The sequence below is a fragment of the Pseudomonas boreofloridensis genome, assembly GCF_030580795.1.
Lineage (GTDB): Bacteria > Pseudomonadota > Gammaproteobacteria > Pseudomonadales > Pseudomonadaceae > Aquipseudomonas > Aquipseudomonas boreofloridensis.
In genome coordinates, this window is record NZ_JAUQOQ010000009.1 from 135,607 (window position 1) to 147,281 (window position 11,675).

Below are 11,675 nucleotides of genomic sequence, written 5' to 3' on the forward strand. Positions count from 1 at the left end.
GGTTTTTTTCATCCGCGCCGATGGACCGAACGCCCGGCGGCGAAGGTCTCGCGCACGGTGCGGTCGTCGCCCAGGGTGGTCAGCACGAACAAGGTTTCCTCGATGCTGCGCGACTGCTGGATGCGGTAGTCCAGCAGCGGCGTGGCCTTGTAGTCGAGTACCACGAAGTCGGCGTCGTTGCCGGGGCGCAGGCTGCCGATGCGGTCGTCCAGGCGCAGCGCGCGGGCGCCGCCCAGGGTCGCCAGGTACAGCGACTTGAACGGGTGCAGGCGCACGTCCTGCAACTGCATCACTTTGTAAGCCTCGTTCAGGGTGTTGAGCAGCGAGAAGCTGGTGCCGGCGCCGACGTCCGTGCCCAGGCCCACGTTGACCTTGAAGCGCTCGGCCTGGGGCAGGTTGAACAGGCCGCTGCCCAGGAACAGGTTCGAGGTGGGGCAGAAGGCCACGGCCGAGCCCGTGTCGGCCAGGCGCTGGCATTCCTCGTCGCACAGGTGCACGCCGTGGGCGAACACCGAGCGCTCGCCGAGCAATTCGAAGTGATCGTAGACATCCAGGTAGCCGCTGCGCTCGGGGAACAGCGCCTTGACCCACTCGATTTCCTTGAGGTTCTCCGACAGGTGGGTGTGCAGATAGACGCCGGGATGCTCCTTGAGCAAGCGACCGGCCATGGCCAGTTGCTCGGGGGTGCTGGTGGGGGCGAAACGTGGGGTCACGGCGTAGTGCAGGCGGCCCTTGCCGTGCCAGCGCTGGATCAGCGCCTTGCTGTCGGTGTAGCTGGATTCGGCGCTGTCGGTGAGGTAGTCGGGGGCGTTGCGGTCCATCATCACCTTGCCGGCGATCAGGCGCAGGTCCAGGCGCTCGGCGTGCTCGAACAGCGCATTGACCGATTCGGGGTGCACAGTGCCGAACACCAGGGCGGTGGTGGTGCCGTTGCGCAGCAGTTCGGCGAGAAACCGCTTGGCCACCTCATCGGCATGGGCCTTGTCGGCGAATTGCCTTTCGCAGGGGAAGGTGTAGGTGTTGAGCCAGTCCAGCAACTGTTCGCCGTAGGAGCCGATCATGCCGGTCTGCGGGAAATGGATGTGGGTGTCGATGAAGCCCGGCGTGATCAGCGCGTCCTGGTGGTGCACCACGTCGATGTCGGCATCGAGGGTCGGCAGCAGGTCGGCGGCGTGGCCCACGGCGCTGATACGGCCCTGGTCGATCACCAGCAGACCGTCTTCGAAATACTCGTGGGAGGCCTGCAGGCCGACCTCGGCGGGGTCGGCGATGCTGTGCAGGATGGCGGCTCGGTAGGCTTTGCGAGTGGCAGTCATGAAACGCTCTTCAAATGGCGTGGCTGCGCCGGGAGGGCGGCAGCAACTGGGCAATGGGGCCTGCATTGGCACCAGCGTCGTGCTGGCCGAAACAGGCGTTGTAGGTGGCGATGATCTCGCCGGCGATGGACACGGCGATCTCGATGGGCAGCTTGCCTTTGACCTGCGCCAGCCCCATGGGGCAACGCATGCGTGCCACCACCGCGTCGTCGTAGCCGCGCTCGCGCAGGCGGTGTTCGAACTTGACCCGTTTGGTTTTCGAGCCGATCAGGCCGAACCAGGTGAAGTCGTTGCGCGCGAGAATGGCGGCGGTCAGTTCCAGGTCCAGCTGATGGTTGTGGGTCATGACGATGCAGTAGCTGCCCACTGGCAGCTCGGCCACTTCGTCGACCGGCTCTTCGCTGAGCACCTGGGTCACCCCGTGGGGTATCGACGGTGGGAACTCGTCCGGGCGCGAGTCGATCCAGCGCACCCGGCAAGGCAGCGCGGCGAGCAAGGGTACCAGAGCCCGTCCGACATGGCCCGCGCCGAACACGGCGATCTGCGCCTGCACGGGGGCCATGGGTTCGAACAGCAGCACCGTCACGCCGCCACAGCACTGGCCGAGGCTGGCGCCAAGGCTGAAGCGCTCTAGATGCGGTGTGCTGCGCTGCTCGGCAAGCATCTGCCGGGCAATGTGCAGGGCCTTGAACTCCAGGTGTCCGCCGCCGATGGTGTCGAACAGCTGGCTGGCGCTGACCACCATCTTCGAGCCGGCATTGCGCGGCGTCGAGCCGCGCTCCTCGATGATGGTCACCAGTACACAGGGTTCGCCACGGGCCTGATGATCGGCGAGGGCAGTGATCCATTCGTGCATGTGCTGAATCCTCGGTGAGGCCGGTGTCGTCAGGGGGCGACGGTTTCCGCCACGGGCTGGGTGGCGAGTGGCTGCATGCGCGCCTGGCGCATCTGTTCGCAGCCCCAGAGTACGCGTTCGGGGGTAGCGGGCGCGTCGATCTGCGGCTGCACGCGATAGTCGGCCAGGCTCGCCACGGCGTCCTTGAGCGCGCACCAGGCGGCGATGCCGAGCATGAACGGCGGCTCGCCGACGGCCTTGGAATGGAACACCGTGTCCTCGGGGTTCTTGCGGTTCTCCACCAGCTTCACCCGCAGGTCCGGCGGCATGTCGGCCACCGCCGGGATCTTGTAGCTGGCCGGGCCGTTGGTCACCAGCTTGCCCTTGGCGTTCCACACCAGCTCTTCGGTGGTCAGCCAGCCCACGCCCTGGATGAACCCGCCCTCGACCTGGCCGATGTCGATGGCCGGGTTCAGCGAGTCGCCGACGTCATGCAGGATGTCGGCGCGCAGCATCTTGTATTCGCCGGTGAGGGTGTCGATGAGCACTTCCACACAGGCGGCGCCGAAGGCGTAGTAGTAGAACGGCCGGCCGCGGGCCTGGCTGCGGTCGTAGTAGATCTTCGGCGTGCGGTAGAAGCCGGTGCTCGACAGCGAGACCTGGCCGAAGTAGGCCTGTTGCACCAGTTGTTCGAAGCTCAGCAGTTGTTCGCGCACACGCACGTGGCCGTTGCGGAATTCGACGTCTTCTTCGCTGACCTGGTAGTGCCGGGCGGCGAACTCGGTCAGGCGCCGCTTGAGAATCTCGGCGGCGTTCTGGGCGGCCTTGCCGTTCAGGTCGGCGCCGCTGGAGGCAGCGGTGGGCGAAGTGTTGGGCACTTTGTCGGTGTTGGTGGCGGTGATCTGGATGCGCTCGATGTCGACCTGGAACACCTGCGCCACCACCTGGGCGACCTTGGTGTTCAGGCCCTGGCCCATCTCGGTGCCGCCGTGGTTCAGGTGAATACTGCCGTCGGTGTAGAGGTGGATCAGCGCACCGGCCTGGTTGAGGAAAGTGGCGGTGAAGGAGATGCCGAACTTCACCGGCGTCAGGGCCAGGCCCTTCTTCAGGATGGGGTTGGCGGCATTGAACTGGCGGATGGCTTCGCGGCGTTCGGCGTACTGGCTGCTGACTTCCAGCTCGGCAGTCATTTCCTCGAGCAGGTTGTGCTCGACGGTCTGGTAGTAGTGGGTGACGTTGCGTGTCTGCTTGCCGTAGTAGTTGGCCTTGCGCACCGCCAGTGGATCGAGGCCCAGGTGCCGGGCAATGTGGTCCATCACCTGTTCGATGGCGACCATGCCCTGGGGGCCGCCGAAGCCGCGGTAGGCCGTGTTGGAGGCGGTGTGGGTCTTGCAGCGGTGGCCGTTGACCGTGGCATCGCCCAGGTAATAGGCGTTGTCGGCGTGGAACATGGCGCGGTCGACGATCGAGCCGGACAGGTCGGGGGAATAGCCGCAGTTGCCGGCCAGGTCCATGGCGATGCCGTGCAGGCGGCCGCTGTCGTCGAAGCCGACGTCGTACTCGACATAGAACGGATGACGCTTGCCGGTCATGGTCATGTCCTCGACCCGTGGCAGGCGCATCTTGGTCGGTTGCCCGGTCAGGCGCGCGATCACCGCGCACAGGCACGCGGGGCTCGCGGCCTGGGTCTCCTTGCCGCCGAAACCGCCGCCCATGCGGCGCATGTCCAGCACCACCTTGTTCATCGGCACGTCCAGTACCTCGGCCACCAGCTTCTGCACTTCGGTGGGGTTCTGCGTCGAGCAGTACACCAGCATGCCGCCGTCCTCGGTGGGCATCACCGACGACACCTGCGTCTCCAGGTAGAAATGCTCCTGGCCGCCGATGTGCAGGGTGCCTTGCAGGCGGTGCGGGGCGCTGGCCAGGGCGGCGCTCGAATCGCCGCGCTGATGGGTGTGGCTGTCGAGCACGAAGTGCTTCTGGCGCAGGGCCTGGACCACGTCCAGCACCGGCTCCAGGTCTTCGTATTCGACGATCGCCGCCTGCGCGGCGCGGCGCGCGGTGGCCAGGTCGCGGGCGGCCACGGCCAGCACCGGTTGGCCGTAGTATTCGACCTTGTCGATGGCCAGCAAGGGGTCGCCGGGCATTATCGGGCCGATGTCCTTGAGGCCGGGAATGTCCTCGTGGGTGATGACGATGCGCACGCCTTCGAACTGGTAGCACGGCGTGGTATCGATGCGCAGGATGCGCGCGTGGGCGCGGTCTGCCGTACGTGCATAGACATGCAACTGATTGGGAAACTCCAGGCGGTCGTCGATGTACACGGCCTCGCCGGACACGTGTTTGTCGGCGCTTTCGTGGCGCACGCTGCGACCGACGCCGGTACTCAAGTCCTGGCTGAACAGTTCGGCCATCTCGGCCTGGCTCTTGACGGTGTGATGGTTAGACATGGTCGGTCACCCGGGTCGCGAAGGACGGCGATTGCTGTTCGATGAAGTACTTGCGCAGCAGGTTCTGCGCGGTCAGCAGGCGATAGGCCTGGCTCGCGCGAAAGTCGCTCAGTGGGCTGAAGTCCTCGGCCAGCGCCTGGCAGGCGCGCTCTAGCGTGGCCGAATTCCACGGCTTGCCCAGCAAGGCGGCCTCGCAGGCACGGGCGCGCTTGGGGATCGCTGCCATGCCGCCGAAGGCGATACGGGCGCCGGCCACGGCGCCGTCGTCCAGGCTCAGGTTGAAGGCCGCGCACACCGCCGAGATGTCATCGTCCAGGCGCTTGGAAACCTTGTAGGCACGGAAGGTCCAGTCGGCGCTGGCGCGCGGCACTCGAATCGTCTCGATGAACTCGCTGTCCTGGCGGGCGGTGATGCGGTAGTCGATGAAGTAGTCTTCCAGCGCCAAGGTGCGCTGGCGCTCGCCCTGGCGCAGCACGATCTCTGCATTCATGGCGATCAGCAGCGGGGGCGAGTCGCCGATGGGCGAGGCGTTGCCGATGTTGCCGCCCAGGGTGCCCTGGTTGCGGATCTGCAGCGAGGCGAAGCGCTGTAGCAGCGCGCCGAAGTCCGGGTACTCGCTCGCCAGCGCGGCGTAGGAGTCGGTGAGGGTGACGGCGGCGCCGATTTCCAAATGCGTGGCGGTGAGGTCGATGCGCTTGAGCTCGGCCACGTGACCGACATGGATCATCACCGGCAGGGTCTTGTGCATCTGCGTGACTTCCAGCGCCAAGTCGGTGCCGCCGGCCAGCAGGCGCGCCTCGGGGTGCGAGCCGTAGAGCTCGGCCAGGTCGGCGACGGTCAGTGGCACCAGGCAACGTTTGTCGCCGCTGTTGAGCTCACCGGTCTGTTGCGGGGCGATAGTCTTCAGAAGGGCGATGGTCTGCGCCTGCCCAGCGTCGAACTGATCGGGGCAGGGCTGGGTGCAACTGCGCTCGGCGGCCTCGAGAATCGGCCGGTAGCCGGTGCAGCGGCACAGGTTGCCGGCCAGGGCTTCATGGGCCTGGTGCGGGTCGGCGCCGCGGCTGTTCTTCTGCAAGGCGAACAGCGACATGACGAAACCAGGGGTGCAGAAGCCGCATTGCGAGCCGTGACACTCGGCCATGGCCCGCTGCACGCTGTGCAACTGGCCCTGGTGCTTGAGCGCTTCGACGCTGATCAACTGCTTGCCGTGCAGCGCCGAGACGAAGGTCAGGCATGAATTGAGGCTGCGGTAGCGCAGGGTGTCGGCGCCGTGTGCGTCCTGGGTCAATTCCCCGACCACCACGGTGCAGGCGCCACAGTCGCCACTGGCGCAGCCTTCCTTGGTGCCGGTCTTGCCCAGGTGCTCGCGCAGGTACTGCAGCACCGTCATGTTCGGGTCCAGCGCGTGCTCGCTGTGCAGCGCCTGGTTAACGAGAAACTGGATCACGGAGGAATGCCTCGTAGCGTTTTATTGTTGTTGGGCGGACTCTAAGCAAGCGCTGACCTCGGGGTCAATAATTTTCTGACCCAAAGGTCAGGATTTTACCCGCGCCTGTGTCCAGCCACCCAACGCTGACCTTCTGACAAGCATAGATCGCGCCGGCTCGGCCGGGTGACCGCGAGGTCGCACAAAGCCGTGTGTGGCGCTGCGCGGTTGCCCAATGAGTGCGCTACAATCGCGCCCTTGTGCACTGTTTTCGACTTCCAAGGAACATCATGACGTTCAAGGCGCCTGACAGCCTCTGCGAGCAGATCGCTCACTACCTGGCCGAGCGGATCATCCGTGGCGAGCTCGCACCCGGTGAGCGCATCCAGGAGCAGAAGGTCACCCAGGCGCTGAACGTCAGCCGCGGCTCGGTGCGCGAGGCCCTGCTGATTCTCGAACGTCGCCATCTGGTGGCGATCCTGCCGCGACGCGGCGCCCACGTCACCGAACTGGACGAGCGCAGCGTGCGCAGCCTGTGTGCGCTGATGGGCGAACTGTACATCCTGCTCGGTTACGCCGTGGCCCAGCAGTGGCGCAGCGAGAGCGACCTGCTGCCGTTCCTGGAGATCCAGCAGCGCCTGCACCAGGCCCGCGCGGCCCAGGACATCGAGTCGTTCGTCGCCGACAGTTTCGCGGTAATGCGCGCGGCCTACCCCTTCGCCGCCAACCCCTACCTGCAGGAAACCGTGGAAAACCTGCAGCCGGCCATGAGCCGCGCCTACTACCTGGCCCTGGACCAGCGCCAGGCCAACATGGACGACTACCTCGAACTGTTCGCCCGCCTGCTCGACGCGGTGCTGTTGCGTGACATGCCGCGCATCCGCGAGGTGCTGGTCGCCTACTGTCAGCGCAGCTGCGAGCTGGTGCTGGCTGCGCTGGCGCGGGCCTGACCGATGCGCCTGAAGTGCATCCGCCTGGCCGGCTTCAAGTCCTTCGTCGACCCCACCACCGTCAACTTCCCCAGCAACATGGCGGCGGTGGTCGGGCCTAACGGCTGCGGCAAGTCCAATATCATCGATGCGGTGCGCTGGGTGATGGGCGAGAGTTCGGCGAAGAACCTGCGCGGCGAATCGATGACCGACGTCATCTTCAATGGCTCCTCCGGCCGCAAGCCGGTCAGCCAGGCCAGCATCGAGCTGGTGTTCGACAACAGCGACAGCACCCTGGTGGGCGAGTACGCCGCCTACGCCGAGATTTCCATTCGCCGCAAGGTCACCCGCGACGCGCAGAACACCTACTACCTCAACGGCACCAAGTGCCGACGCCGCGACATCACCGACATCTTCCTCGGCACCGGCCTGGGTCCGCGCAGCTACTCGATCATCGAGCAGGGCATGATTTCCAAGCTGATCGAGGCCAAGCCCGAGGAACTGCGCAACTTCATCGAAGAGGCGGCGGGCATCTCCAAGTACAAGGAGCGTCGCCGCGAAACCGAGAACCGCATCCGCCGTACCCAGGAAAACCTGGCGCGCCTGACCGACTTGCGCGAAGAGCTCGAACGGCAGCTCGAACGCCTGCACCGCCAGGCCCAGGCGGCCGAGAAATACCGTGAATACAAAGCCCAGGAACGCCAGCTCAAGGCGCGTCTGTCGGCCTTGCGCTGGCGGGCGCTGGATGAACGCGTGCGCCAGCGCGAAAGCCTCATCGGCGACCAGGAAGTGGCTTTCGAGGCGCTAGTGGCCGAGCAGCGCAACGCCGATGCCAGCATCGAGCGCCTGCGCGACGGTCACCATGAACTCTCCGAGCGCTTCAACCAGGTGCAGGGGCGTTTCTACTCGGTGGCCGGCGATATCGCCCGCGTCGAGCAGAGCATCCAGCATGGTCAGCAGCGCCTGCGCCAGTTGCAGGATGATCTCAAGGAAGCCGAGCGTACGCGCCTGGAAACCGAGTCGCACCTGGGCCACGACCGCACCTTGCTGGCTACCCTCGGCGAAGAGTTGGCCATGCTCGAACCCGAGCAGGAGATGACCCTGGCGGCGGCCGAGGAATCGGCGGCCACGCTCGAGGAAGCCGAGCTCGGCATGCACGGCTGGCAGGCCCAGTGGGACGATTTCAACACCCGTTCCGCCGAGCCTCGGCGCCAGGCCGAGGTGCAGCAGTCGAAGCTGCAACAGTTGGAAGGCAGCCTCGAGCGGCTGGCCGAACGTCAGCGCAAACTCAGCGAAGAGGGCGAACAGCTCGGCGCCGATCCACAGGATGCCGCGTTGCTCGAAGTGGCCGAGCAGGTGGCTGACGGCGAGCGACTGCTCGAGGAGCTGCAAGCGCAGGAGCTGCAGGTGGTCGAAAGCCTGGAGGCGCAGCGCGAAACCTTGCAGCACCTGAGCCAGGATCAGCAGCAACGCCAGGGCGAGTTGCAGCGCCTGGGCGGTCGGCTGGCGTCGCTGGAGGCCTTGCAGCAAGCGGCGCTGGAGCCAGGCGCTGGGGCGGGCGAGTGGTTGCAGCGCCAGGGGCTGGGCGAGCGGCCGCGGTTGGCCGAAGGTCTGCGGGTGCAGCCGGGCTGGGAGCTGGCGGTGGAAACCGTCTTGGGCGCCGATTTGCAGGCGGTGTTGGTGGACGATTTGGCCGAGCTGGATTTCGCTGCCCTGGAGCAGGGTGACCTGCGCTTGCTGGTTGCTGGCCAGGGCGGTCGTGCGCAGGCTGTGCCCGGAAGCTTGCTGGACAAGGTCGAGGGCCGCGGCGACCTGACGCCCTGGCTCGGCCAGATCATCCCGGTCGAAACGCTCGAGCAGGCCCTGGCGCTTCGCGCGACCCTCGGTGACGGCCAGAGCCTGATCAGCCGCGACGGCTACTGGGTCGGTCGGCATTTTCTGCGGGTCAGTCGCGGCGGCGATGCCGCCGGCGGAGTACTGGCACGTGGTCAGGAAATCGAGCGGCTCGGTCAGGAACAGCAGGCGTTGCAGGACGCGCTCGCTGAGCTGGAGGCGCAACTGCAAGCGCTGCGCGAGCGCCAGCGCAGCCAGGAAGAGCAGCGCGAGCAGTTGCGCCGTCGCAGCCAGGATGAAAGCCGTGGGCTCGGCGAGGCCAAGGCGCGCCTCTCGGCGGGCCGGGCACGCGCCGAGCAGTTGGAGCTGCGCCGCCGTCGTTTGCAGGAAGAACTGGCCGAACTTCAGGAGCAGCGTGCGCTGGAGCTCGAACAGTTGGGTGAGGCGCGGCTGGTGCTGCAGGACGCACTGGACCTCATGGCCCAGGACACCGAACAGCGCGAGCAGTTGCTGGCCCGGCGCGACACCTTGCGCGAAGGTCTCGATCGCGTGCGCCAGGAAGCCCGGCAGCACAAGGACCATGCCCATCAGCTGGCCGTGCGCCTGGGCTCGCTGCGCGCCCAGCACGACTCCACCCGCCAGGCCCTTGAGCGTCTGGAGCAGCAGGCGGCGCGCCTGCATGAGCGTCAGGAACAATTGAGCCTGAACCTGGAGGAGGGCGAGGCACCGCTGGAAGAGCTGCACCTGAAACTGGAAGAGTTGCTCGAGCGGCGCATGGGCGTCGATGAAGAGATGCGCCAGGCCCGCCTGCACATGGACGAAGCCGACCGGGAACTGCGCGAGGTCGAGAAGCGTCGAACCCAGGCCGAGCAGCAGGCGCAGTTGCTGCGCGGGCAACTGGAACAGTCGCGTCTGGAGTCGCAAGGCCTGGACGTGCGCCGCAAGACCTTGCAGGAACAGTTGCTCGCCGACGGCTACGACCTGAACGGGGTGCTCGCCACCTTGGAGCCCGAGGCCAGCGAGCAGGGCACCGAACAAGAACTGGAGCAGACCGAGGCGCGTATCCAGCGCTTGGGGGCGATCAACCTGGCGGCCATCGAAGAATACGAGCAGCAGTCCGAGCGCAAGCGTTACCTCGATGCGCAGAACGCCGACCTGGTCGAGGCGCTGGACACGCTGGAGACGGTGATTCGCAAGATCGACAAGGAAACCCGCAGCCGCTTCAAAGAGACCTTTGATCAGATAAATGACGGATTACAGGCACTTTTTCCAAAAGTTTTCGGTGGTGGCAGCGCTTATCTGGAACTGACGGGCGAAGATTTACTCGATACAGGGGTGACGATCATGGCGCGTCCCCCGGGCAAGAAGAACAGCACCATCCATTTGCTGTCCGGCGGCGAGAAAGCACTGACCGCCCTGGCGCTGGTGTTTGCCATCTTCAAGCTCAATCCGGCACCGTTCTGCATGCTCGACGAAGTCGATGCGCCGCTGGACGATGCCAACGTGGGACGCTACGCCCGCTTGGTCAAGGAAATGAGCGAGACGGTGCAGTTCATCTACATTACGCATAACAAGATCGCCATGGAGATGGCCGATCAACTGATGGGGGTCACCATGCATGAGCCTGGTTGTTCACGTCTTGTTGCAGTTGATGTGGAGGAGGCAATGGCCATGGTTGACGCGTAATGCGCGAAGATTGGCCGGTATTCGTAGGGAAATGCGCCTTACAGGTGCGACAGACGGTGTAAAGTTGCCGGTGGTCGTGCTAGCTTAACGTCACTCGTTTTGCGCGTGGGTAAAACGCCTGTCAGAACATAGAGTTGGCGCCACGTGTTAAAGGGCTTTCAAGCCTTTGTTTTCAAGCATATTTCTATAGAGGCACGGGATTACATGGAAATCGGTCTGCGCGAGTGGCTGATCCTCATCGGCATCATTGTCATCGCCGGTATTCTTTTCGACGGCTGGCGCCGCATGCGCGGCGGCAAGGGCAAGTTGAAGTTCCGTCTGGATCGCAGCTATTCCAACGTCGCGGACGACGAGGGCAGCGCCGAGGTGCTGGGCCCTGCGCGCGTCCTGGATACGCACAAAGAACCTGAACTGGACGAGACCGACCTGCCGTCGATGAGCGCGCCGTCCCGTGAGCGCGAACGTGAAGCCAAGCCGGCCAAGGCCGCCAAGCGTGGCAAGCGCGCCGCCAGCGACGCGCCTGCCGCCGACCTGAAGCTCTCCGCCGAGCCGCGCGAACCCGACCTGTTCGCCGACGAGGGCGACCACTACAGCGCCGATACCAGTCGCAACAGCGGATTCGCCACCAGCAACAACGCGGCCAAGGAGCTGCCACCGGTCGAGGAAGTGCTGGTGATCAGCGTCATTTCCCGCGACGAAGGCGGTTTCAAGGGTCCTGCGTTGCTGCAGAACATCCTCGAAAGCGGCTTGCGCTTCGGCGAAATGGACATCTTCCACCGCCACGAAAGCATGGCCGGTCACGGCGAAGTGCTGTTCTCCATGGCCAACGCGGTCAAGCCGGGCATTTTCGATCTGGACGACATCGACCATTTCAGCACCCGTGCGGTGAGCTTCTTCCTCGGTCTGCCAGGCCCACGCCATCCGAAGCAGGCGTTCGACGTAATGGTCGCTGCCGCGCGCAAGCTGGCCCACGAACTGGACGGCGAGCTCAAGGACGATCAACGCAGCGTGCTGACGGCGCAGACCATCGAGCACTACCGTCAGCGCATCGTCGAGTTCGAGCGCCGCGCGCTGACCCAGAAACGCTGAAACACCCAGACTCAAGAGCAGCCCATGGGGATTGCGGATCGGTTCGGGAGACACCACGTCTCCCAGACCCCCACATGACCCAGGCTGCTCTTTTGCTTTTCCAGAGACCTG

General features: G+C 65.4%; 7 protein-coding genes. 3 read left to right on the plus strand and 4 right to left on the minus strand.

The genetic code is table 11. The annotated features are described in order from the left end of the window. Positions 1–8: 8 nt before the first annotated feature. From guaD to xdhA, 4 genes are read right to left on the minus strand one after another with little or no spacing between them, the layout of a single operon-like run. Positions 9–1,316, minus strand: a complete 1,308-nt coding sequence (gene guaD, locus Q6A47_RS13255) for a guanine deaminase (protein WP_304484513.1) — start codon at positions 1,314–1,316, stop codon at positions 9–11. A gap of 10 nt (positions 1,317–1,326) precedes the next feature. Beyond that, positions 1,327–2,172, minus strand: a complete 846-nt coding sequence (gene xdhC, locus Q6A47_RS13260; protein WP_029614943.1) for a xanthine dehydrogenase accessory protein XdhC — start codon at positions 2,170–2,172, stop codon at positions 1,327–1,329. 29 nt (positions 2,173–2,201) lie between these two features. Further along, positions 2,202–4,601: a xanthine dehydrogenase molybdopterin binding subunit gene (gene xdhB, locus Q6A47_RS13265; RefSeq protein WP_304484514.1), complete on the minus strand. Its 2,400-nt coding sequence runs from the start codon at positions 4,599–4,601 to the stop codon at positions 2,202–2,204. Then, positions 4,594–6,048, minus strand: a complete 1,455-nt coding sequence (xdhA, locus tag Q6A47_RS13270; RefSeq protein ID WP_304484515.1) for a xanthine dehydrogenase small subunit — start codon at positions 6,046–6,048, stop codon at positions 4,594–4,596. The genes xdhB and xdhA overlap by 8 nt, the downstream gene beginning before the upstream one ends. A 269-nt stretch (positions 6,049–6,317) precedes the next feature. Here xdhA and Q6A47_RS13275 point away from each other — a divergent pair, with 269 nt between their 5' ends. The 3 genes from Q6A47_RS13275 to zipA all read left to right on the plus strand — a co-directional run bounded on the left by Q6A47_RS13275 (position 6,318) and on the right by zipA (position 11,564). Further along, complete coding sequence (locus tag Q6A47_RS13275) at positions 6,318–6,977, plus strand: GntR family transcriptional regulator (protein WP_304484516.1); 660 nt, start codon at positions 6,318–6,320, stop codon at positions 6,975–6,977. 3 nt (positions 6,978–6,980) lie between these two features. Further along, positions 6,981–10,475 carry a chromosome segregation protein SMC gene (gene smc / locus Q6A47_RS13280; RefSeq protein ID WP_304484517.1) on the plus strand — a complete coding sequence of 1,165 codons (3,495 nt, stop codon included), beginning with the start codon at positions 6,981–6,983 and terminating at the stop codon, positions 10,473–10,475. 204 nt (positions 10,476–10,679) lie between these two features. Then, positions 10,680–11,564: a cell division protein ZipA gene (gene zipA / locus Q6A47_RS13285; RefSeq protein WP_029615240.1), complete on the plus strand. Its 885-nt coding sequence runs from the start codon at positions 10,680–10,682 to the stop codon at positions 11,562–11,564. Positions 11,565–11,675 lie beyond the last annotated feature (111 nt).